The sequence below is a fragment of the Streptomyces sp. GSL17-111 genome (assembly GCF_037911585.1).
Classification (GTDB): Bacteria; Actinomycetota; Actinomycetes; order Streptomycetales; family Streptomycetaceae; genus Streptomyces.
On the sequence record NZ_JBAJNS010000001.1, the window covers coordinates 5,896,005 to 5,920,700 of the forward strand.

Below are 24,696 nucleotides of genomic sequence, written 5' to 3' on the forward strand. Positions count from 1 at the left end.
CGTGCAGGACAAGACGACCGGCGCACGTGCCGTATCCACTGAGGACAAGCTGCGGGACTACCTGAAGCGGGCCACCACGGACCTCGCCGCGGTACGTCGGCGGCTCCGCGCCGCCGAATCGGCCGACCGTGAGCCGATCGCCGTCATCGGCATGGCCTGCCGCTTCCCCGGGGGCGTGGACTCGCCCGAGTCGCTGTGGCGTCTGGTGCGCGACGGAGGCGACGCCGTCTCCGCCTTCCCCGACGACCGCGGCTGGGACATGGCGCCCTTCGACGCCGGTGCCGCCGCCGGCGTCGAGTTCACTCGCGAAGGCGGGTTCATCGACGCGGTCGCCGACTTCGACCCCTCCCTCTTCAACATCTCGCCGCACGAGGCGCTCGCCATGGACCCGCAGCAGCGCCTGGTCCTGGAGACCTCCTGGGAGGCCGTGGAACGGGCCGGCATCGACCCGCTCTCCCTGCGCGGCAGCCGCACCGGCGTCTTCACCGGCGTCATGTACAACGAATACGCCTCCCGTGCCCTGTCCGTCCCCGAGGAGGTCGCCGGCCACCTGGGCACCGGCAGCAGCGGCAGCGTCGTCTCCGGCCGCGTCTCCTACACCCTCGGTCTCGAAGGCCCCGCACTGACGATCGACACGGCGTGCTCGTCGTCTCTGGTGGCCCTCCACCTGGCGGTGCGGTCACTGCGCAGCGGGGAATGCTCCCTGGCCCTGGCGGGCGGCGTCACCGTGATGATCACCCCCAATACCTTCATCGACTTCGGCATGGCCGGCGCGCTCTCCGCCGACGGCCGGTGCCGGGCGTTCTCCGCGGACTCCGGGGGCACGGGCTGGGGCGAGGGCGTGGGCATGCTCCTGGTGGAGCGGCTCTCCGACGCGCTGCGCAACGGGCACCGGGTGCTGGCGGTCGTGCGCGGTAGCGCGGTCAACCAGGACGGCGCCTCCAGCGGGCTCACCGCTCCCAACGGCCCGTCGCAGCAGCGGGTGATCCGTGCCGCGTTGGAGGCGGCCCGGCTGACGACCGGCGATGTGGACGTCGTCGAGGCGCACGGCACCGGCACGAAGCTGGGCGACCCGATCGAGGCGCAGGCCCTGCTGGCCACCTACGGGCAGGATCGTGAGGAGCCCCTCTATCTGGGGTCGTTGAAGTCGAACATCGGTCACACGCAGGCGGCGGCGGGTGTCGGTGGTGTGATCAAGATGGTGGAGGCGATGCGCCACGGCGTGTTGCCGCCCACTCTCCACGTGTCCGAGCCCACGCCGCACGTGGACTGGTCCGCCGGAGCCGTCGAGTTGCTGACCGAGGCGCGGGAGTGGCGGAAGGGCGACGAGCCGCGGCGGGCCGGTGTCTCGTCGTTCGGTGTGAGCGGCACCAACGCGCACGTGATCCTGGAGGAGTACCGGTCTGCCGGAAACGAAGCCGGAAGCGATGCCGGTGAGGCGCCCGCTGCTTCGGTGGGTGTCGGTGCGGGTGTCGGTGTGGTGCCGTGGGTGGTGTCGGGGCGGACGGAGCAGGCGTTGCGTGGGCAGGCGGCGCGGTTGTTGGAGTGTGTCGGTGAGTGGGATGAGGGGGGTGGTCCGGGGGTTGGCCGGGTCGGTTTTTCGCTGGCGGTGACGCGGGCGGCGCTGGGGCATCGTGCGGTGGTGCTGGGTTCGGATGTGGCGGATTTCCGGCGTGGGTTGGGGGCGTTGGCGGAGGGCCGTGAGGTTCCGGGTGTGGTCACGCGTGTGCGGGGCGGTTCGGCGGGTCTGGGTGCTCCGGTGTTGGTGTTTCCGGGGCAGGGGTCGCAGTGGGTGGGGATGGGTCGGGAGTTGGCGGCGTCGTCGGCGGTGTTTCGGGAGGGGTTGGAGGAGTGTGCGGCGGCGTTGGAGCCGTTCACGGATGGTTGGTCGCTGTGGGAGGTGTTGGAGAGTGATGAGGAGGTGTTGTGGGGTCGGGTTGATGTGGTTCAGCCGGTGTTGTGGGCGTTGATGGTGTCGTTGGCTGGGTTGTGGCGGTCGGTTGGTGTGGTGCCGTCGGCTGTGGTGGGTCATTCGCAGGGTGAGATTGCGGCGGCGGTGGTGGCTGGTGGTTTGTCGTTGGTGGATGGTGCGCGGGTGGTGGGTTTGCGTTCGCGTGCGTTGCGGGTGTTGGCGGGTCGGGGTGGGATGGTGTCGTTGGGTGTGGGTGCTGAGGTGGCTGGGGAGTTGGTGGGTGGTTTTGGTGGTCGGGTTTCGGTTGCGGCGGTGAATGGGCCGGGTTCGACGGTGGTGTCGGGTGAGGTGGGGGCGTTGGATGAGTTGGTGGGTGTGTGTGAGGGGCGTGGGGTGCGGGTGCGTCGGGTTCCGGTGGATTATGCGTCGCATTCGGTGCAGGTGGAGGAGTTGCGGGAGCGGATCCTGGCTGATCTGGGGCCGGTGGTGCCGCGGTCGTCGGTGGTGCCGTTGTATTCGTCGGTGAGGGGTGGGCGGATTGATACGGCGGTGATGGATGCCGGGTATTGGTATGAGAGTCTGCGGTCGTTGGTGCGGTTCGGTGAGGCGACGGATGCGTTGCTGGGCGATGGCCGGTCGGTGTTCCTGGAGTGCAGCCCGCACCCGGTTCTGACTCCTGGTATTGAGGAGACGGTGGAGGCGTCGGGGCGTCCCGGCGCGGTGCTGGCCACGCTTCATCGGGGCAAGGGCGACGCCACGCGCTGGTTGACGGCTCTGGCCGAAGCGCACGTCGCCGGCGTCCCGGTCGACTGGACCACCGTCCTGCCCGACACCCCGCCCGTCGACCTCCCCACCTACGCCTTCCAGAGGCGCCGCTACTGGCTGGACACCGCCGAACCCGAACGACCCGTCACCGACTCCGCACAGGACTGGTTCTGGTCCGCCGTCGAGAACGAGGACCTCACAGCCCTCCAACGCATGCTCGACGTCAGCGGCCGGACTCCGCTCGCCGAGGCCCTGTCCGCGCTCTCCTCCTGGCACCGGCGCGACCGCGAACGCAGCCGGATCGAAGGCTGGTCCTACCGGACCACGTGGACGCCCGCCCAGTACCCCGCAGCGCGGCTCGACGGCCGCTGGCTGGTGGCCGTACACGTCGACCACCCCGCGGACACGCTGGTCACCGGGGTTCTCGCGGCCCTCGAAGAGGCCGGCGCCCGTCCCGAAGTGCTGACCGTGGCCCCCGACGACCAGCGTGGCGCCCTCGCCGAGCGGCTGCGCGGCGCCGACGGCGTTCTGTCCCTGCTCGCCCTCGCCGAGGACCCCGCCCCCGAACACCCCGCCACGCCGATTGGCTTCGCCGCCGGCGTCACCTTGCTGCACGCCGTGCACGACACCGGCGAGCCGATGCGTCTGTGGTGCGCCACCTCCGGCGCCGTCGCCGCCGGCCCCGGCGACACCGTCACCCACCCGGCACAGGCCCTGACCTGGGGTCTCGGCCGGGTCGCCGCCCACGAGTACACCCAGTGGGGCGGCCTCGTCGACCTGCCCGCCGACCTGGAGCCGCGCGCGATGTCCCGGCTCGCGGCCGTCCTCGCCGGCACGGTCGAGGACCAGGCGGCGGTCCGCGCCACCGGCGTCTTCGTGCCCCGTCTGCGCCGCGCCGAGCCCGCACCGCCCGGCCGCACCTGGCAGGCCTCCGGCACCGTCCTCGTCACCGGCGGAACCGGTGGCGTCGGCGCGCACGTGGCCCGCTGGCTCGCCGCCGCGGGTGCCGGACACCTGCTCCTGCTCAGCCGGCGCGGCCCGGACGCCCCCGGCGCTGCGGAACTCGCCGCCGAACTGCGGCAGTCGGGCGCCGAGGTCACCATCGCCGCAGTCGACGCTGCCGACCACGACGCGCTGGCGGCCGTCCTCGCCGAACTGCCCGACGCACAGCCGCTGACCGCCGTCTTCCACGCAGCCGGAGTCGTCGACTCCAGCATCGTGGACTCCCTCACCCCCGAGCGCGTCGAGACCGCGCTGCGCGCCAAGGTCGCGAGCGCCCTCAACCTGCACCGGCTCACCGCGCACCTGGACCTCTCTGCCTTCGTCCTCTTCTCGTCGCTGTCCGGCGTCTTCGGCTCGGCGGGCGAGGGCAACTACGCCCCCGGCAACGCCTTCCTGGACGCCTTCGCCCAGCACCGCCGTGCCCAGGGCCTGCCCGCGACCTCCGTGGCCTGGGGATCATGGGCGGGCTCCGGCATGGCCGAGGGAGGCTTCGGCGACGTCCTCGAACGCCACGGCATCCTCCGCATGGAGCCCGCACACGCCCTCACCGGACTCCGTTCAGCGTTGGAGCGGGACGAGACGACGCTCGCCGTCGCCGACATCAGCTGGGAGGTCTTCTCCTGGTTCTTCACCGCCACCCGCCCCAGCCACCTCCTCGACGAACTCCCCGACGTCCGGCGGCTCCGCGCTGCGGCCGAGCAGAGCGAGGCCCAGGGCACTCCCGCCGCACAGGAGGACCTGCCGCCGGCCCAACGGCTCGCCGGGGCCTCCGAGGCGGAGCGCAACCGTTTCCTGCTCGACCTGGTCCGCGACCAGGTGGCCCTGGTCCTCGGCTACGACTCCGTCGCCGAGGTCGAGCCGGGCCGGGCCTTCGGCGAACTCGGACTCACCTCCGCCGGCGCCGTCGAACTGCGCAACCGCCTGACCTTCACCACCGGGCTGCGTATGTCGGCCACCCTCGTCTTCGACCACCCCAGCCCCCTGGCGCTCTCCCGGTACCTCGCCGCCGAGATCGCCGGTGACGCCGCCTCGGGCGCGGACGAGACGGCAGCCCCGGCCGCGCCCACCCACGGCGACGCCGCCGTGGACGACGACCCCATCGTCCTCGTCGGCATGGCCTGTCGCTTCCCGGGCGGTGTCCGCTCCCCGGAGGACCTGTGGGAACTGGTCCGTTCCGGCACCGACGCGATGGGTCCCTTCCCCGCCGACCGCGGCTGGGACCTCGAAGCACCCGCTGGCGACTACCCGCGCACGGGCGGGTTCCTCCCCGACGCGACCGCCTTCGACGCCGACCTCTTCGGCATCTCGCCGCGCGAGGCGCTGGCGATGGATCCGCAGCAGCGCCTCCTCCTCGAAGCGTCCTGGGAGGTGCTGGAGCGCGCCGGCATCCACCCCCGTTCGCTGGCCGGGTCGCGCACCGCGGTGTACGCCGGCTCCGGCGGTCAGGACTACCTGACCGTACTGTCGGCGGACCCCGAGGCCGGCGACGGCTATCTCGTCACCGGCGGGTCCCCCAGCGTGCTCTCCGGCCGCGTCGCCTACGCGTTCGGCTTCGAGGGCCCTGCCGTCACCGTCGACACCGCGTGCTCCTCCTCTCTGGTCGCCCTGCACCTGGCCTGCCAGTCACTGCGCCACCACGAGTCGGACCTGGCCCTGGTCGGCGGCGTCAACGTGATCTCCCTGCCGTCCGTGTTCGCCGAGTTCAGCAAGCAGCGTGGCCAGGCCGCCGACGGCCGCTGCAAGGCCTTCGCCGCCGGCGCAGACGGCACCGGCTGGGGCGAGGGCGTGGGCGTCCTGCTCGTCGAGCGGCTCTCGGACGCGCGCCGCAACGGGCACGAGGTGCTCGCGGTCGTCCGCGGCAGCGCAGTCAACTCCGACGGTGCGTCGAACGGCCTGACGGCGCCGAACGGCCCTGCGCAGCAGCGCGTGATCCGTGCCGCGCTCGCCGCCGCCGGCCTCGATGCGTCCGACGTCGACGCCGTCGAGGCGCACGGGACGGGCACCCGGCTCGGCGACCCGATCGAGGCGCAGGCCCTGCTGGCCACCTACGGCCAGGATCGCGACGAGCCCCTCTACCTGGGATCGGTGAAGTCGAACATCGGCCACACCCAGGCTGCCGCCGGCGTCGTCGGTGTGATCAAGGCAGTGATGGCCCTCCGGCACGGCGTGCTGCCGCAGACGCTGCACGTGGACGAGCCGACCCCGGAAGTGGACTGGTCGGCCGGCGTGGTGGAACTGCTCACCGAGAACCGCCCCTGGCCGCGGACGAACCGGCCGCGTCGCGCGGCCGTGTCGTCGTTCGGCATCAGCGGCACCAACGCGCACACCGTGCTGGAGCAGGCTCCCGAGCCCCCCGAAGCAACTGCGGACACCCCGCGGAACCACTGGCACCTCGACCTCCCGCTGCCCGTTCCGCTCTCCGGCGCCACGCCCGACGCCCTCACCCAGCAGGCCGGCCGCCTCGCCGGCGTCGACGCGGACCCCGCCGACTTGGCGCACACCCTGGTCACCACACGCGCCGAACTGGACCACCGCGCGGTGGTCCTGGGGGACCACACCGCCGCACTGACGGCACTGGCAGCGGGTGAGCAGCCGCAGGACGTGGTGCGCGACCAGGTCGTGCACGGCGGGCTGGCTTTGCTGTTCTCGGGTCAGGGTGCGCAGCGGGTCGGGATGGGTCGTGGGTTGTACGAGGCGTTCCCGGTGTTCGCCGAGGCGTTCGATGCGGTGTGTGCGCGGGTGGATCTTGATCGGCCGCTGCACGAGGTGGTGTTCGGGGAGGACGCGGAGCTGCTGGCGCGGACGGGGTACACGCAGCCTGCGTTGTTCGCTCTGGAAGTGGCTCTGTTCCGGCTGGTGGAGTCGTGGGGTGTGGTGCCGGATGTGCTGGTGGGTCATTCGATAGGCGAGCTGGCGGCTGCGCATGTGGCGGGTGTGTTGTCGCTGGATGACGCGTGTGCGCTGGTGTCGGCGCGTGGCCGGTTGATGGAGGCGCTGCCGCAGGGCGGTGCCATGCTGGCGGTGGAGGCGGCCGAGGACGGTCTGGAACTGCCCGAGGGTGTGTGTCTGGCAGCGGTGAACGGGCCGACGTCGGTGACGGTCTCCGGCGACGCGGACGCGGTCGACGCCCTGGAAGAACGGCTGCGCGCCCAGAACGTGCGGGTGAAGCGGCTGACGGTCTCCCACGCCTTCCACTCACGCCTGATGGAGCCGATGCTGGCGGAGTTCGCGGCCGTCGCGGAGTCGCTGACCTACCACCCCCCGACGATCCCCCTGGTCGCCACGGCGCCTGGTGACATGGCCACGCCCGCCTACTGGGTGGGGCAGATCCGCGAGCCGGTCCGCTTCGCCGACGCGATCTCTTCCCTCAGCGGTGTGCGCACGGCACTGGAGCTGGGTCCCGCCGGTGTGCTCTGCGCCGTCGCCGCGGAGCAGGCCGACACCCTCGTCGCCGTACCCGCACTGCGCCCGGACCGCCCCGAGGCCGGCACCCTCCTCGCCGCCCTCGCACGCCTGCACACCCGTGGCGTCACGGTGGACTGGTCCGCCTACCTCGCCCCGTTCGGCGGCGCCCGGATCGCGCTGCCCACGTACCCGTTCGCACGCCGGAGGCACTGGCCCAACCCCGTAGCCCCCCGTCCCGTCACGGCGGAGAACCCGGCTGAGCGGGAGTTCTGGGCGGCCGTCGAATCGGCCGACACCGATGCGGTGGCCGGCGCGCTGCGACTCGACGAGGGGCAGCGCGACGGCCTGGGCGCCGTCCTGCCCGCACTCGCCGCCTGGCGGGAGCAGGGTCGGCACCAGGCGACCACGGACGCCTGGCGCTACCGCGTCGGCTGGACCCAACTCACCGACCGGCAGGCGCGGCTGAGCGGCACCTGGCTCCTGTTCACGGGCGGCACGGCACCCGAAGGGCTCGCGGAAGGCCTGCGCGCCGCAGGCGCTGACGTCGTGGAGTTGACGGAACTCGGCGCGGACCGTGCCCGATGCGCCGACCGGATAGCCGACCTGGCGTCCGCCGCGGCGGACGGGGGCCGGCCCGTCGCCGGCCTGGTCGCGTGCGTGGACACCGCTGCCGACCTGCTGCTCGTCGTCCAGGCCCAGGGCGACGCCGGACTCGCCGCGCCGCTGTGGTGCCTTACCTCCCAAGCAGTCGCGGCCGTGCCCGGCGACGAATGCCGCCCGGCCGCAGCCCAGCTGTGGGGACTCGGCCGGGTCGCCGCCCTGGAACACCCCGACCGCTGGGGCGGACTCGTCGACGTGCCCGAGCACCTCGACCGCCGTGCGGTCGAGCGGCTGGCCCAACTGCTGGCCGGGGACGCGGGCGAGGACCAGGCGGCCATCCGACCGACCGGCATCCACGTCCGCCGACTGCGACGTGCACCCACCGCGGCCGGAAGGACGCGACCGGCCGAGTGGCGTACCGACGGCACCGTCCTGGTCACCGGCGGCACCGGAGCGCTGGGCGGCAAGGTCGCCCGTCTGCTGGCCGAGCGCGGTGCCCCCCGCCTCGTGGTGGCGAGCCGGCGCGGCCCCGCCGCACTGGGCGCGGCCGAACTGGTCGCGGAACTCGCGGAGCACGGCTGCCACGCCGTCGTCGTCTCCTGCGACCTGGGCGACCGGGAAGCCGTCGCCGATCTGCTGGCACGCCATCCGGTGACCGCTGTCGTGCACGCCGCGGGCATCGTCGACGACGGTGTGCTCGACGCGATGACGCCCGAACGACTCACCGCGGTCCTCGACGCCAAGGCCCATTCCGCCGACCTGCTGGACGAGCTCACCGGTGAGCTCACCGACTTCGTCGTCTTCTCCTCCGTCGCCGGCGTCATCGGCGGCGCCGGACAGGGGCCCTACGCCGCCGCCAACGCGCACCTCGACGCCTTGGTGGAGCGCCGACGTTCCCGCGGCCTGCCGGGCACCGCCCTGGCCTGGGGCGCCTGGGCGGGAGCGGGCATGGCCGCCGACCCGGCCGCCGCCGCCCGGCTGGCGCGCAGCGGACTGCCCCCCATGCAGGAGGACCGGGCACTGCAGGCCATGGCCACCGCCCTGGCCGAGAGAGACGGCACACTGGTCGTCGCCGACGTCGACTGGGAACGGTTCGCCCCGGGCTTCACCGCGGTACGCCCCAGCAGGCTCTTCGCCGAACTCCCCGAAGCCGTTCCGGTCGTACGCGGCGCCGAGGCGGCCCCCGGCCCCGTCGCGTTCACCACGCCGGACGCGGACGCCGCCGAGCAGGCACTCGCCACCGAGGCCCTCGTCCTGGAAACCGTCGCGGCCGTCCTCGGCCACGGCTCGCCCGCAGCCGTGGACCGCGAACGCGCCTTCCACGACCTGGGATTCGACTCCCTCACCGCCCTGGAGCTGCGCAACCTGCTGGCCGCTCGCACCGGACTGTCCCTGCCGGCCGGTCTGGTCTTCGACTTCCCGACCCCCGCGGCCCTCGCCGCCCACCTGCTGACCCTGCTCTCCGGAGTGACGCCGGTCTCCGCCGCGGGTGACGGCCGGGCGGCGGTCGACGAGCCGATCGCCGTCATCGGCATGGCCTGCCGCTTCCCCGGAGGCGTGGACTCGCCCGAGTCGCTGTGGAACCTGGTGGCCTCGGGAACCGACGCGATGGGCGACTTCCCCGCAGACCGGGGATGGGACCTCGAGTCCCTCCTCGGCCCCGACGGACTCTCCTCCAGCCGCGCGGGCGGCTTCCTCGACGACGTCGCCGCCTTCGACGCGGGCCTGTTCAACATCTCGCCGCGCGAGGCGCTCGCCATGGACCCGCAGCAGCGCCTCCTCCTGGAGGCCTCCTGGGAGGCGTTCGAGCGGGCCGGCATCGACCCGGCCTCCGTCGGCGGCAGCGACACCGGTGTCTTCGCGGGCACCAACGGCCAGGACTACGCGGCCCTGCTGCTCGGCTCCGGCACCGACACCGACGGCCACCTGGGCACCGGCAACACCGCCAGCGTGCTGTCCGGCCGCATCTCCTACACCTTCGGCCTCCGCGGACCCGCCCTCAGTGTGGACACGGCGTGTTCGTCGTCGCTGGTGGCCCTGCACCTGGCGGCGCAGGCCCTGCGCAACGGCGAATGCTCCATGGCCCTGGCGAGCGGTGTCACCGTGATGCCGCTGCCCGGTACCTTCATCGAGTTCAGTACGCAGGGCGCACTCTCCACCGACGGCCGCTGCAAGGCCTTCTCGGCGGATGCCGACGGTACGGGTTGGGGGGAGGGCGTGGGCGTGCTGCTGGTGGAGCGGCTGTCGGACGCCCAGCGTCTTGGGCACCGGGTGTTGGCGGTGGTGCGTGGCAGCGCGGTCAACCAGGACGGTGCGTCGAACGGTCTGACGGCGCCGAACGGCCCGTCGCAGGAGCGGGTGATCCGTGCCGCGCTGGAGGCGGCCCGGCTGACGACCGGTGATGTGGACGTCGTCGAGGCGCACGGGACCGGCACGCGGCTGGGTGATCCGATCGAGGCGCAGGCGCTGCTGGCCACCTACGGGCAGGATCGTGAGGAGCCGCTCTATCTGGGGTCGTTGAAGTCGAACATCGGCCATACGCAGGCGGCGGCGGGTGTCGGTGGTGTGATCAAGATGGTGGAGGCGATGCGCCACGGTGTGTTGCCGCCCTCCCTGCACGTGGGGGAGCCGTCGCCGCACGTGGACTGGTCCGCCGGAGCCGTCGAGCTGCTGACCGAGGCGCGGGAGTGGCCGGACGCGGGCCGCCCGCGCCGGGCCGGTGTCTCCTCGTTCGGTGTGAGCGGCACCAACGCGCACGTGATCCTCGAGGCCGCCCCGCAGCCCGCGGCTGAGGAATCCGATCCGGTGGGTGTCGGTGTGGTGCCGTGGGTGGTGTCGGGGCGGACGGAGCAGGCGTTGCGTGGGCAGGCGGCGCGGTTGTTGGAGTGTGTCGGTGAGTGGGATGAGGGGGGTGGTCCGGGGGTTGGCCGGGTCGGTTTTTCGCTGGCGGTGACGCGGGCGGCGCTGGGGCATCGTGCGGTGGTGCTGGGTTCGGATGTGGCGGATTTCCGGCGTGGGTTGGGGGCGTTGGCGGAGGGCCGTGAGGTTCCGGGTGTGGTCACGCGTGTGCGGGGCGGTTCGGCGGGTCTGGGTGCTCCGGTGTTGGTGTTTCCGGGGCAGGGGTCGCAGTGGTTGGGGATGGGTCGGGAGTTGGCGGCGTCCTCGGCGGTGTTCCGGGAGTCGCTGGAGGAGTGTGCGGCGGCGTTGGAACCGTTCACGGATGGTTGGTCGCTGCTTGAGGTGTTGGAGAGTGATGACGAGACGTTGTGGGGTCGGGTTGATGTGGTTCAGCCGGTGTTGTGGGCGTTGATGGTGTCGTTGGCTGGGTTGTGGCGGTCGGTTGGTGTGGTGCCGTCGGCTGTGGTGGGTCATTCGCAGGGTGAGATTGCGGCGGCGGTGGTGGCTGGTGGTTTGTCGTTGGTGGATGGTGCGCGGGTGGTGGGTTTGCGTTCGCGTGCGTTGCGGGTGTTGGCGGGTCGGGGTGGGATGGTGTCGTTGGGTGTGGGTGCTGAGGTGGCTGGGGAGTTGGTGGGTGGTTTTGGTGGTCGGGTTTCGGTTGCGGCGGTGAATGGGCCGGGTTCGACGGTGGTGTCGGGTGAGGTGGGGGCGTTGGATGAGTTGGTGGGTGTGTGTGAGGGGCGTGGGGTGCGGGTGCGTCGGGTTCCGGTGGATTATGCGTCGCATTCGGTGCAGGTGGAGGAGTTGCGGGAGCGGATCCTGGCTGATCTGGGGCCGGTGGTGCCGCGGTCGTCGGTGGTGCCGTTGTATTCGTCGGTGACGGGTGGGCGGATTGATACGGCGGTGATGGATGCCGGGTATTGGTATGAGAGTCTGCGGTCGTTGGTGCGGTTCGGTGAGGCGACGGATGCGCTGCTGGGCGATGGCCGGTCGGTGTTCCTGGAGTGCAGCCCGCACCCGGTTCTGACTCCTGGTATTGAGGAGACGGTGGAGGCGTCGGGGCGTCCCGGCGCGGTGCTGGCCACGCTTCAACGGGGCAAGGGCGACGCCACGCGCTGGCTGACCGCTCTCGCCGAAGCGCACGTCGCCGGGGTGTCGGTCGACTGGACCACCGTCCTGCCCGACACCCCGCCCGTCGACCTCCCCACCTACGCCTTCTCCCGTGACCGCTACTGGCCCGCTCCCGCCGAGCGCGCCGCTGCCGGATCGGAGGTCCGGGCCGGTACCGATCCGGCGGAGCAGGCGTTCTGGGGCGGTGTCGAAAGCGGAGACGCCGACGCCGTGGCCGACGCCCTCGGCGTCGACGCGCAGGACCTCGCCCACGTCCTGCCCGCGCTCGCCGCTTGGCGGCAGGGCCGCCGCCAGGAGACCGCCGTCTCCTCCTGGCGCTACGACGTGGCGTGGAGCCCGCTGGTCGGGCTCCCGTCCATCGAGCCGACGGGACGCTGGCTGCTGGTCCTCCCGTCGTCCGGCGCGGAAGCGGAACGTGCGACCGTGCGTGCCGCGCTCGAGCGGGCCGCAGACCTCACCGAGATCACCGTCCCCGCCGGGATCGTGCGTGCCGAACTCGCCGCTGCGCTGCCGGAACCGGAAGGCCTCACGGGTGTGGTCTCACTGCTGGCGCTCGACGAGCACCCCCACCCCGGGGGACCGGCCCTGCCCACCGGGACCGGCGACACCGTCACCCTGCTCCAGGCACTCGGCGACACGGGATCCGCCGCGCCCCTGTGGTGCGTCACCCGGGGCGGAGTCGCCGTGGGCCGTGCCGACGGCGAGGTGAGCCTCGCCCAGGCGATGCTGTGGGGCCTCGGGCGCAGCGCCGCCTTGGAGCACCCCGAGCACTGGGGCGGGCTGATCGACCTCTCCGCCACCGACAGCCGCTCCGCGGCCCGGCTCGGCGCGGTCCTGGCCGGGGCCGCCGGGACCGAGGACCAGCTGGCCGTCCGGCCGTCGGGCGTCTTCGCCCGCCGGGTACGGCACGCCGCCCCGGAGCCGCAGCCGGCCGGCGGACCCTGGGCACCCGGCGGCCCCGTCCTCGTCACCGGCGGAACCGGTGCGCTCGGCCGCGAGGTCGCCCGCTGGCTCGCCGGACGCGGGGCCACCGACCTGCTCCTGGTCAGCCGCTCCGGGCCCGAGGCGTCCGGCGCCGCCGACCTTGTCGCCGAACTCGCCGAGCTCGGGGCGACGGCGACCGTCGCCGCCTGTGACGTCGCCGACCGCGACGCGCTGGCCGCGCTGCTCGCCGAGCACCCGGTCACCGGAGTCGTCCACACCGCCGGCGTCGCGGCCACCGTGCCGCTCGCCCTCACCACCCCGGCCGAGATCGCCGAGGCCGCCCATGCCAAGGTGCTCGGCGCGCTCCACCTGGACGCCCTGCTGGGGGAGAGGGCCGACCTCTTCGTCCTGTTCTCCTCGATCGCCGGGGTGTGGGGGAGCGGCGGCCAGTCCGCGTACTCCGCGGCCAACGCGGCCCTCGACGCCCTCGCCGAGCAGCGCAGGGCCCGGGGTCTGGCCGTCACTTCCGTGGCGTGGGGCGCCTGGGGCGGCAGCGGTATGGCGGCGGAACGGGACGCCGACGACTACCTGCGTGAGCGGGGCATCGTGGCCATGGACCCGAGGCTGTGCCTGGCCGCACTGTCCGCCGCCGTGGACGCGGGCCGCGCCACCGGAGTGGTCGCGGACATCGACTGGGCCCGCTTCGCCCCCTCGTTCACCCTGCGTCGTCCGAGCCCGCTGCTGGCCGACCTGCCCGAGGCGGCCCCTGCCGACGCCGACGGCCCGGCCCCCGCTTCCGCCGACCACGGGGCCGGTCACGAGCTGCGCACGCGACTCGGGGCCGCCGTCCCCGCCGACCGCACCCGCATCCTGCTCGACGTGGTGCGCACCGTCGCCGCCCGGGTGCTCGGCCACGGCGGCCCCGAGGCCGTCGACCCCGACGAGGTCTTCACGGCCCTCGGCATCGACTCGCTCACCGCACTGCGTGTCCGCGACGGTTTGGCCGTGGAGACCGGCCTGCGGCTGCCGGCCACCCTGGTCTTCGACCACCCGACCGCCCGCGCGGCCGCCGCCGAACTGCTCGCCCGGCTCGGGGCCGCCGAGCCCGCCGCCCAGGCCGCGCAGGCACGGCCCGCCGCCCTCGCCGATACGGACGACCCCGTCGTCATCGTCTCGATGAGCTGCCGCTACCCCGGCGGCGCCGACTCCCCGGAGCGCTTCTGGGAACTGGTGGCGGCCGGCACCGACGCCATGTCACCGTTCCCCGTGGACCGGGGCTGGGACCTTTCGGGAGCGGGCCTGTTCACCGCCGAGGGCGGGTTCCTGCACGACGCCACGGAGTTCGACGCCGACCTGTTCGGCATCTCGCCCCGCGAGGCCGTCGCCATGGACCCGCACCAGCGGGTGCTCCTCGAAGCCGCATGGGAACTGCTGGAGCGCGGGGGCATCGCCCCGACCTCCGTACGCGGTACGCGCACCGGTGTCTTCGTCGGCGCCTCCGCCGCCGGGTACGCCATGACCGGCGTCCTTCCGGAGGGCTCCGAGAGCCACGCCCTGACCGGCACCTCCAACAGCGTGCTGTCCGGTCGCGTCTCCTACACCTTCGGTCTGGAGGGGCCGGCGGTCACCGTCGACACGGCGTGCTCGTCGTCGCTGGTCGCGCTGCACCTGGCGGCGCAGTCGCTACGCACCGGGGAGTGTGAGATGGCCCTCGCGGGCGGTGTCACCGTGATGCCCTCGCCCGTGGTGTTCGCCGAGTTCGATCGCCAGGGCGGACTGGCCACGGACGGTCGGTGCAAGGCGTTCGCGGCTGGTGCGGATGGTACGGGCTGGGGGGAGGGTGTGGGTCTGCTGCTTTTGGAGCGGTTGTCGGATGCGCGGAGTAACGGGCATGAGGTGCTCGGGGTGCTTCGTGGTTCGGCGGTGAACCAGGATGGTGCGTCTAATGGTTTGACGGCGCCGAACGGTCCGGCGCAGCAGCGTGTGGTGCGGGCGGCGTTGGCCGCTGCGGGTCTGGGGGCGTCGGATGTGGATGCGGTGGAGGCGCATGGGACGGGGACGCGGTTGGGTGACCCGATCGAGGCGCAGGCGTTGCTGGCGACGTACGGGCAGGATCGTGTGGAGCCCCTTTACCTGGGGTCGGTGAAGTCGAACATCGGTCATACGCAGGCGGCTTCGGGTGTCGCGGGTGTGATCAAGATGGTGGAGGCGCTGCGTCGGGGTGTGCTGCCGCGGACGCTGCACGTGGACGCGCCGACGCCGCATGTGGACTGGTCCGCCGGAGCGGTCGAACTCCTCACCGAGGACCGGCCCTGGCCGGAGACGGGACGCGCCCGCAGGGCGGGCGTCTCCTCGTTCGGGATCAGCGGCACCAACGCCCACGTCCTCGTCGAGCAGGCCCCGCGCGTCCCGGCACCGCAGCCGGCCGGTGATGCGGGCACCGCCGCCCCGCTCCTCCTCTGGCCGGTCTCCGGCCGGTCCGAGGACGCACTCCGTGCCCAGGCCGACCGGCTCCGCTCGTACCTCGACCGCACCGGTGCGGAGCTCGACCCGAAGGCCGTCGCCCGGCACCTCGCCACCGCCCGGGCCGGCCTGGAGCACCGGGCCGTCGTCCTCGCGCCCGACGCCGACGGACTGCGCCGCGGTCTCGCCGGACTCGCCGCGACCCCCGGCGCCGGTACGGGGACCGAGTTCGTCCGGGGCGTCGCCTCCGACGGCGACCTCGCCTTCGTCTTCTCCGGCCAGGGTGCCCAGCGCGCCGGCATGGGCCGCGAACTGTACGAGGCGTACCCGGTGTTCGCCGACGCCTTCGACGCGGTCTGCGCCCACCTCGACCCGGATCTGGACCGGCCGCTGCGTGACGTCGTCCTCCATGACGCCGACGCGCTCGACCGCACGGCCTGGACGCAGCTCGCCCTTTTCGCCTACGAGGTCGCCCTCTTCCGGCTGCTGGAATCCTGGGAGCTCGCCCCCGACCGGCTCGCCGGCCACTCCGTCGGGGAACTCGCCGCGGCACACGTCGCCGGCGTCCTCTCCCTCGCCGACGCCTGCACCCTGGTGGCCGCCCGGGCCCGGCTGATGGGCGCACTGCCCGAGGGCGGCGCGATGATGTCGGTACGGATGCCCGAGGCAGAGGCGCGCGCCGCGCTCGCCGGGTACGAGTCCCGCGTCGCGATCGCCGCCGTCAACTCCCGTGACGAGGTCGTCCTCTCCGGTGACGCCGACGCTCTGGCGGAACTGGCGGCGGAGGGTCGGCGCACCGGCCGCAGGATCCGCGAGCTGGACGTCTCGCACGCCTTCCACTCCCCGCACATGGACCCCGTGCTCGACGACTTCGCCGCCGTGGCCGAGACCCTGCGGTACCGCCCCGCCCGCATCCCGCTGGTGTCCACGGTCACCGGGCTCGACGACGACGGCGCGATGTCGACCCCGGACTACTGGGTCCGCCAGATACGCGCCACCGTCCGCTTCTCCGACGCCGTCGGCGCCCTCCTCGGCCGGGGCGTGACCCGCTTCGCCGAGATCGGACCGGGCGCCGCGCTCACCGTCCCACTGGAGCGGACCCTGGAGCGCGCCCGCGCGCTCGACGACACCACCGCCACCCTCGCCGTGGCGCTCCAGCGCTCCGGCAGACCCGAACCCGTCGCCCTGCTCACAGCCGTCGCCCGGCTGCACACGGCCGGTGTCCCCTTCAGCTGGGACGCGCTCCTCGGCCCCGCCGGCGGGCCCCGCCCGGACCTGCCGACGTACGCCTTCCAGCGGCGCCGCTACTGGCCCGCACCACACACCGCCGTAGCGCCGGACGGCGAGCGGACCGGCCGCTACCAGGTGACCTGGCGCCCTCTGCCCGAGCCGCCCCGGGCTGTGCCGCAGGGCACCTGGCTCGCCGTCGGCGGCCCGGACGAGGACACGGCCGCCCTGGTCGTGGACCTGCGTGCGCAGGGCATGCGGGTGACGGTGGTCCCCGGTCACGGGGACGACCGGCAGGCGTGCGCCGCCGCCCTGCGAACGGCTCACGACGAGGCGCCCGAAGTCGCCGGAGTGCTCTGTCTCGCCGACGAACCCGCCACCGTCCTCGCCGTCGCGCAGGCACTCGACGACATCGCGGCGGACGCCGGCCTGTGGTGCCTCACCACGGGCGCCGTCGCCACCGGTCCGGCCGACCCGCCCGCCGACCCCGCCCGAGCGGCCGTCTGGGGACTGGGCCGTACCCTCGGCCTGGAGGCCCCGCACCGCTGGGGCGGCCTGGTGGACCTGCCCGCCGGCCCGGACCCGAGGACCGCGGCCCGGCTCGCCGCGCTGCTCGCCGCCGGCACGTCCGACGAGGACCAGATCGCCCTGCGGGCCACCCTCCTGGCCCGCAGGGTCACCACCGCCCCGCCTCCCGCCGCCGCGCCCTGGAAGCCCTCGGGCACCGTCCTCGTCACCGGCGGAACCGGCCGGCGCGGTCGGGCACTGGCCGAGGCGCTCGCCGAGCACGGAGCGGCACACCTGGTGCTGCTCGGCCGGCGCGGCGCCGACGCCCCGGGTGCCCGCGAATTCGCCGACCGGCTGCCCGTCGAGGTCACCCTCGCCGCCGCGGACGTCACCGACCGGGCCGCCGTCGCCGAGGTCCTGACGGCGATCCCCGCCGACCGGCCGCTCACCGCCGTGGTCCACGCCGCCGTCGCCGAAGGGGACACCCCTTGGACGCGGCTGAGCCCCGGCGACCTGCGCGCGTCGGTAGCCGCCGACGGCGCCCAGGTCCTCCACGACCTGACCACTGAACTGGTCCCCGGCCTGGAGGCTTTCGTCCTCATCTCGTCGGCGACCGGCGTCTGGGGCGGTACCGGCGCGGCGGCACGCTCCGCCGCGAGCGCCCGCACGGACGCCCTCGCCGCGCGCCGCCACGCGCTCGGCCTGCCCGCCACCTCCGTCTCGTTCGGGCCGTGGGAGACCGGCGAGGAGGACCCGGTCGCCCCGCGCCACGGCCTGCGGCCCCTGGACTCCGGCACGGTCTGGACCGCCCTGGGCGAGGCCGTGGCCGCGCCGGATCCCTGCGCCGTCGTCGCCGACGTGGACTGGGCGCGCTTCCACCCCGCGTACACCCTGGCCCGGCACCGGCCGCTGTTCGACGAACTCCCCGAGGTACGGCAGCTCGCCGCCGCTCCCAGCACCCCGGTGCCCGGAGCAGCCGCGGGGTCCGGCCTCACCGGGCCCGACCGGCGGCGGACAGCGCTCGACCTCGTCCGCACGGCGGCCGCCACCGTGCTCGGCCACGCCGACACGTCGTCCGTCACGCCCGACCGCCCGTTCCTCGAACTCGGCGTCGACTCGCTCGCCGCGCTCGAGATCCGCGACACCCTGGAACAGGCCACCGGTCTGTCGCTGCCCGGCACCGTCGTCTACGACCACGCCACGCCCGCGGCTCTCGCCCGCCACCTCGCCGACGGGGCGGGCTCCGCGGGCGGCGCCGCCGGAGCGGAGACCGCGCCGGTGCTCGGCATCTCGCCCACCGACCGCAACCCGGTCGGCCTGCTGGACTCCCTCTACCGGGAGGCGGTGCGCACCGGGCGGATCCACGAGTTCTTCGAACTGGTCGGTGAGACAGCGAAGTTCCGGCCCACCGCCGACGACGTGACCGAGGCCGGCGGACCGGCGGCGCTCACCGCCCTCGCCGACGGCCCGGCACCCGAACTGCTGGTCTGCGTCAGCGGTATGACGGCCGGCGGCGGCCCGCATGAGTTCGCCCGGCTGGCCGCGCCGCTGCGCGGCGCACGCCGGGTGGCCGCTGTGCCCATGCTCGGCTACGACCGGGGCGAACTGCTGCCGGCGACCCCCGAGGTGGCACTGGACTGGCAGGCGCAGGGTGTCCTCGCCCACGCCCAGGGCACTCCGGTCGTCCTCTTCGGTCACTCCGGAGGCGCTCTCCTCGCTCACCGGCTGGCGGTGCGCCTGACCGAACTGGGCTCCCCGCCCGCCGGGCTGGTGCTCGCGGACGTCTACGCTCCGGACGACCCGCTGATGGCGGAGTGGAACAGGGAGCTGTCCGAGGGCGTCTTCGACCGGGTCGAGCAGTTCGTCGCCATGGACGACAGCCGTCTGACCGCGATGGCCTGGTACGGCGGCCTGTTCTGGACCAACCCGGAACCCGACACCCGCTTCCCGACCCTTCTGCTGCGCGCCTCGCAGCCGCTGCGCGAGCCCGCCGACGGCCGTGACTGGCGTAGCACGTGGAAGGCCGCCCGCGACGTCGTCGACGTCCCGGGAGACCACTTCACGATGATGGCCGAGCACGGCGGGACGACAGCTCGCGCAGTCCACCGGTGGATCGGGGACCTGCCCCGATGACCACCGAGAACACGACCCCACCGCCGCTCCGGCCGACCTCGGCGGGAGCAACCGCAAGCACCTGTTCCATGGAGGAATCCGCATGACGATCGAACCGCTGGCCCGTGCGACGGGGGTGAGTCGGCGCTACGGCGACAAGACGGCCGTGGACGGCATATCGCTCGACATCCCGGCCGGACAGCTGATCGGCCTGCTCGGCCCCAACGGCGCCGGCAAGAGCACCCTCATCAACCTCTTCACGGGGCTGCGCAAGCCCACGAAGGGGCGGATCGAGCTGTTCGGCCGGGACCCCCGGGACGTGAAGGCCCGCCGCCGGATGGGCATGACGCCCCAGGACACCGGCCTGCCCGAGACCCTCAAGGCCACCGAGGTGATGGACTTCGTGGCGGCGCACTTCCCCCGCCCCGCCGACACGAAGGAACTGCAGGAGCGTTTCGGTATCACCGAGTTCGCCCACCGCCAGATCGGCGGCCTCTCCGGGGGCCAGAAGCGCCGCCTGGCCATCGCCCTCGCCTTCGTCGGAGACCCCGACCTGGTGTTCCTGGACGAGCCGACCACCGGCCTGGACGTCGAGGCCCGCCGCACCCTGTGGGACGGGGTCCGCGCCTTTCACGCACGCGGCGGTACGGTCGTGCTGACCAGCCACTACCTCGACGAGATCGAGGAGCTTGCCGAACGCGTCGTCATCATCGACCAGGGGCGCTGCGTCGCCGACGACAGCGTCGCCGCACTCCGCCGGGTCAGCGGCCTGCGCCGGGTCACCGTGCGCATGGCCGAGGTGCCCGACCTGCCCGGCCTCGTCGCCGTCGAACGCGACGGCGACCGGGTGCACCTCATCTCCCAGGACTCCGACCAGACGGTACGCGACCTGGTCGCCTCCGGGGCGCCCTTCGACGAACTCGCCGTCAGCGTCGGCTCCCTGGAGGACGCCTTCCTGGCCCTGCTCGGCCGCGACCGCCACGACGCCCCGGCCGCCGACCACCCCACCTCTGCCGCCGCGGAGGCGATCGCACGATGAACACCACCCTCGCCTACGTCAAGTTCGAGATCCTGGAGGCCGTCCGCATCCCGGCGGTCTTCCTCGGCCTGCTCTTCATGCCCGCCGGCGGCATGTTCGTCTTCGTCATTCCCACGCTGGGCTCCGACCCGGCGGCCGCCACCATGGGCACCGCGTCCATGTGTCTCTTCGCGGTGCTCATCATCTGCTCCGCCCAGTACGGCATGGGGATCGCCGACGCCCGGATGAAGCCCTGGGGCGGATACGTCCGCACGCTACCCGGCGGACCGGTGCCGCGCATGGTCTCCATGGTGACGCTGAGCCTGCTGATGACCGTGCTCGGCGCGATCCCGCTGGTCCTCGTCGCCGCGCTCGGCACCGAGGCCACCGCCTCCCCGGCCCAGCTCGTGCTCGGCCTGCTGGCCCTGATGCTCGCGGTCGTGCCCTTCGCGCTCTTCATGCTGGCCGTCGGATACGCCGTCAACCCCTACCTGGTGGCCATGCTGATCAGCGTCACCCCGCTGGTCCTCGTCGTCCTCGGCGGTCTGCTCGCCGACCCGCAGGCTACGGACGGCTTCATCGCGACGATCGCCCCGTACACGCCTGTCCGCGGCGCGGCGGAGCTGGTCTGGGCGGCGGTCAGCGACTTCCGCCCGCGGACCGCATCGCTGGTCGCGCAGGGGGTCTGGACCGTCGTCCTCGCCCTCGTCGCCCACCGCGCCTACCGCGCCGACGAGGGCCGCCGCTTCCGCTGATCCCGCACACCCGCCCGCACCCGTTCGCCCCACCGTGAGGTCCGCCGTGCCCGAAGTCCCGTCCGCCGTCGCGCCCGACACCGCCGTCACCGGCTCCATGTCCGTCCGTCCCCTGCGGGTGGAAGGTGCCTACGCCTTCACCCCGAAGGCCTTCCCCGACAGTCGGGGCGTCTTCCTCTCGCCCTACCAGGAGTCGGCGTTCACCGCCGCCGTCGGCCATCCTCTTTTCCCCGTCGCCCAGACCAACCACAGCGTCTCCGCCCGTGACGTCGTGCGCGGTGTCCACTACACCCTCACCCCGCCGGGGGCGGCGAAGTACGTCTACTGCGCGCGCGGCAGCGCCGTCGACATCGTCGTGGACATCCGCGTCGGCTCGCCCACCTTCGGCTCCTGGGACGCGGTGCTGCTCGACCAGACCGACCACCGCGCCGTCTACTTCCCGCTCGGCCTCGGCCACGCCTTCGTCTCGCTCGAGGACGACACGGTCATGTCGTACATGGTCTCCAGCAGCTACGTCCCCGAGCACGAGCTGGCCCTCACGGCCCTCGACCCCGCACTCGGCCTGCCGCTGCCGGACCGGGACCGGATGATCCTCTCCGACCGCGACTCGGTAGCCCCCACTCTCGCCGAGGCGGCGGAGGCCGGGACCCTGCCCGTGTACGAGGAGTGCCGGCGGATCGAGAAGGCGATGCACGCGTGACCGGCCGGCCCGGCGGCGGAGACCGCCCCCTGGTCGTGGTGCTCGGCGCGTCCGGCTTCATCGGCTCGCCGCTGACCCGCGCCCTGGCCGCCCGGCCCGTCCGGCTCAGGCTGGTCGCCCGGCGCGAGACACCCGTCCCCGACGGCGCGGCCGCCGGGATCGAGGTGCGCACCGCCGACCTCGCAGCCCCCGGAGAGATCGCTCGCGCCGTCGAGGGCGCCGACGCCGTCTTCCACCTGGTCGCGGCTACCGAGGCGGGCTGGCGGGTCACCGAGGACGACACCGCCGCCGAGCGGCTGAACGTCGGGCTCGTCCGCGACCTCGCCGCCGCGCTCGCCGCCACCGGCCGCAAGGGGGCGAACCGCCCCGTCGTGGTCTTCCCCAGCACCACCACCCACCGGGGCGTCGGCCCGGGCGGCACGGTCGACCCGGACCAGGTGAAGAGCCCGTACGTACGGCAGAAACTCCTCGCCGAGAACGTCCTCGCACGCGCCACCGCCGAGGGCGTCCTGCGGGGCGTCGCACTCGGCCTGCCCACGGTCTTCGGCCACAGCCCCGCCGCCACCGCCCCCGACCGCGGTGTGGTCGCCGCCATGACCCGCCGCGCCCTGGCCGGCGAGCCGCTGACCGTCTGGGGCGACGGCTCGGTCCGCCGCGACCTGGTGTACATCGACGACGTCGTGGACGCCTTGCTGGCCGCCCACGATCACGCCGACCGGCTCCTCGGACGCCACTGGGAGATCGGCACCGGCACCGGCGTCACTCTGCTCTCCCTCTTCACAGGCGTCTCCGACGCCGTCGCCGCACGGACCGGCAGACCGGCCGTCCCCGTCGTGACGGTGCCCCCGCCGGACCACGCCGACCCGGCCGACGCGGAGCACGTCGTCGTCGACCCGGAGCCCTTCCACGCCGTCACCGGTTGGCGCGCCCGGGTCGCCCTGCCGGACGCGCTGCACCGCACCGCCGCATCGCTGGCGCCGTGACCGGCTGCTCTCCCTCCGCGCGCATGCCCGGTCGGTCTCGAACAGAGCCCTGGACCGGGTGAGACCACGGGTGCGCAGGCATGAGAAACGGGCACGGTCGGCGGCTCGCCGCAGGTGCGTGTCACTTCTTGCCTCGGCCGGCGAGCGGCCCCCTCCCCGGCCCCTGCCTGGGGTGGAGCGGCCAGGTGATAGGGGGGGTAGGGGGTGTTCCACGCGCACGGGCAGTCCCTATGTTCCTGCCGAGGACACCACCTCGGCAGCGACACCGGCCCGACGTGTCACGGGTCCCGTCTGGAGGACGGCAATGCGCATTCTCTTCGCGGCACATGCGGAGAAGACTCACTTTTTCAGCATGGTGCCCCTCGCGTGGGCGCTGCGCACGGCGGGTCACGAGGTCAGGGTCGCCACCCAGCCGGCGATGGCGGAGGCCGTCACACGGACCGGGCTCACCGCGGTGCCGCTCGGCGCTGACCACCGGTGGAAGCAGGTCATGGAGGCCAGTCAGGACGAGGGCTGGGCGAACCGCGTCGCCGAGGCCGTCACGGACACGGCGGACCTGGGCCACGAGGAGCTCCTGCGCTTCTTCGACGAGACGACCTCCCGGTACTTCCGCACCATCAACAACGAGGAGTTCACCGACGCCCTGGTCGGATACGCCCGGTGGTGGCAGCCCGACCTGATCGTCTGGGAGCAGTTCACCTGGGCGGGCGCCGTCGCCGCCCGGGTTACCGGAGCGGCGCACGCCCGCATGGTGTGGGGCGCCGACGTGGTGACCCGTACCCGCAACGCGTTCCTCGCCACTCTCGCGGAACTCCCCGAGGACCAGCGGACCGACCCGCTGCGAGACTGGCTGACCGAGTCGCTCGCCCGCCACGGCGCGACGTACGACGAGACCGCGGCCAACGGGCAGTGGACGATCGACGTCGGCCCGCCGTCCCACCGCATCGACAACGGCCTGCCGGTCGTCGGCGTGCGCTACATCCCGTACAACGGGCAGGCGGAGCTGCCGGAATGGCTCGCCGCCGAGCCGTCCAGGCCCCGCGTGGCCGTCACCGCCGGCGTCTCCGTGCGCGGCTACTTCGGCTTCGACATGTTCAGCGTCGGAGCCCTTCAGGCCTTCGCCGGCCTGGACATCGAGCTGATCGCCACCCTGCTGCCGGCCCCGGGCGAGACGGCGGACATGGCACCGGACAACGCCACCGTCATGGACTTCGTACCCATGCAGGGCCTGCTGCCGACCTGTTCGGCCGTCATCCACATCGGCGGGGCGGGTGTGCAGTCCACGGCCGCTTTCTACGGCGTCCCCCAGCTGATCCTCCCCGGCCTGTGGGACACCGTCGTCCGGGCCGGTCTCGTCGAGCGGTCCGGGGCGGGGATCTCGGTGCTGCCGGGCCAGGTCACGGCCGAGAGCGTGCGCGAATCCCTCGTACGGCTCCTGGAGGACCCGTCGTTCCGCAACGGAGCCGAGGCGCTGCGCAAGGACCTGATGTCCGCGCCCTCGCCCAACGACGTCGTCCCGGTCCTGGAGGACCTCACCGCCCGCCACAAGAGCGCAGTCTGAGCATCCCGAGGGGACCACAGCCGTGTACGGAGCAGAGTTCGCCCAGATCTACGACCTGATCCACCAGGGCCGGGGCAAGGACTACGCCCACGAGGCGCGGTTCGTCGCCGACCTCGCCCGCGAGAAGGCCCCCGACGCGACCTCTCTGCTGGACGTGGCGTGTGCCACCGGGTCGCACCTGACCGCCTTCGCCGACATGTTCGACACGGTCGCGGGCGTGGAGCTGTCCGAGCCCATGGTGGAGATGGCCCGCCGCAAGCTGGGGGACACCGTCCACCTCGGCGACATGCGTGACTTCGACCTCGGGACCCGGTTCTCCGTCGTCACCTGCATGTTCGGCTCCATCGGCCACGCCATGACGGAGCCCGAACTCGTCGCCGCCCTAAGTCGGTTCGAAGCGCACCTCGACGAAGGGGGCGTGGTCGTCGTCGACCCCTGGTGGTTCGACGAAACGTTCACCCCCGGCCATGTGTCCGGCGACGTGTGCACCGTGGACGGGCTCACCATGGCCCGCGTCTCGCACGCCGCACGCGAGGACGACAAGTCCCGCATGGAGGTCCACTACACCGTCGCCCACCCGGACGAGGGCGTCCGCCACTTCGTCGAGACGTACCTGGCCCGCCTCTACACCCGGGAGCAGTACGAGAAGGCCTTCGTAGAGGCCGGTCTCGCCACCGAGTACGTGCCCGAGGTGCAGAACGGCCGCGGGCTGTTCCTCGCCGTGCGCGCCTGA

Annotated in this window: 7 protein-coding genes; all 7 read left to right on the forward strand. The window is 73.4% G+C overall.

Annotated features, from left to right (window positions below):
• Position 1 precedes the first annotated feature (1 nt).
• Complete coding sequence (locus V6D49_RS25675) at positions 2-18,967, forward strand: type I polyketide synthase (protein WP_340563444.1); 18,966 nt, start codon at positions 2-4, stop codon at positions 18,965-18,967.
• 82 nt (positions 18,968-19,049) lie between these two features.
• The gene (locus V6D49_RS25680) at positions 19,050-19,985 is read left to right on the forward strand and encodes an ABC transporter ATP-binding protein (protein ID WP_340563446.1); all 936 of its coding nucleotides are present in this window, start codon (positions 19,050-19,052) and stop codon (positions 19,983-19,985) included.
• Positions 19,982-20,719, forward strand: coding sequence for an ABC transporter permease (locus V6D49_RS25685; protein ID WP_340563449.1), 738 nt, complete (start codon positions 19,982-19,984; stop codon positions 20,717-20,719). The genes V6D49_RS25680 and V6D49_RS25685 overlap by 4 nt, the downstream gene beginning before the upstream one ends.
• 97 nt (positions 20,720-20,816) lie before the next feature.
• Positions 20,817-21,419, forward strand: coding sequence for a dTDP-4-dehydrorhamnose 3,5-epimerase family protein (locus V6D49_RS25690; protein WP_340564340.1), 603 nt, complete (start codon positions 20,817-20,819; stop codon positions 21,417-21,419).
• A complete protein-coding gene (locus V6D49_RS25695; protein WP_340563450.1) occupies positions 21,416-22,402 on the forward strand; it encodes an NAD-dependent epimerase/dehydratase family protein in 987 nt (328 codons plus the stop codon). The genes V6D49_RS25690 and V6D49_RS25695 overlap by 4 nt, the downstream gene beginning before the upstream one ends.
• A gap of 304 nt (positions 22,403-22,706) precedes the next feature.
• On the forward strand, positions 22,707-23,963 hold the full coding sequence (locus tag V6D49_RS25700) for an activator-dependent family glycosyltransferase (RefSeq protein WP_340563452.1): 1,257 nt from the start codon (positions 22,707-22,709) through the stop codon (positions 23,961-23,963).
• 22 nt (positions 23,964-23,985) lie between these two features.
• On the forward strand, positions 23,986-24,696 hold the full coding sequence (locus V6D49_RS25705; protein WP_340563456.1) for a class I SAM-dependent DNA methyltransferase: 711 nt from the start codon (positions 23,986-23,988) through the stop codon (positions 24,694-24,696).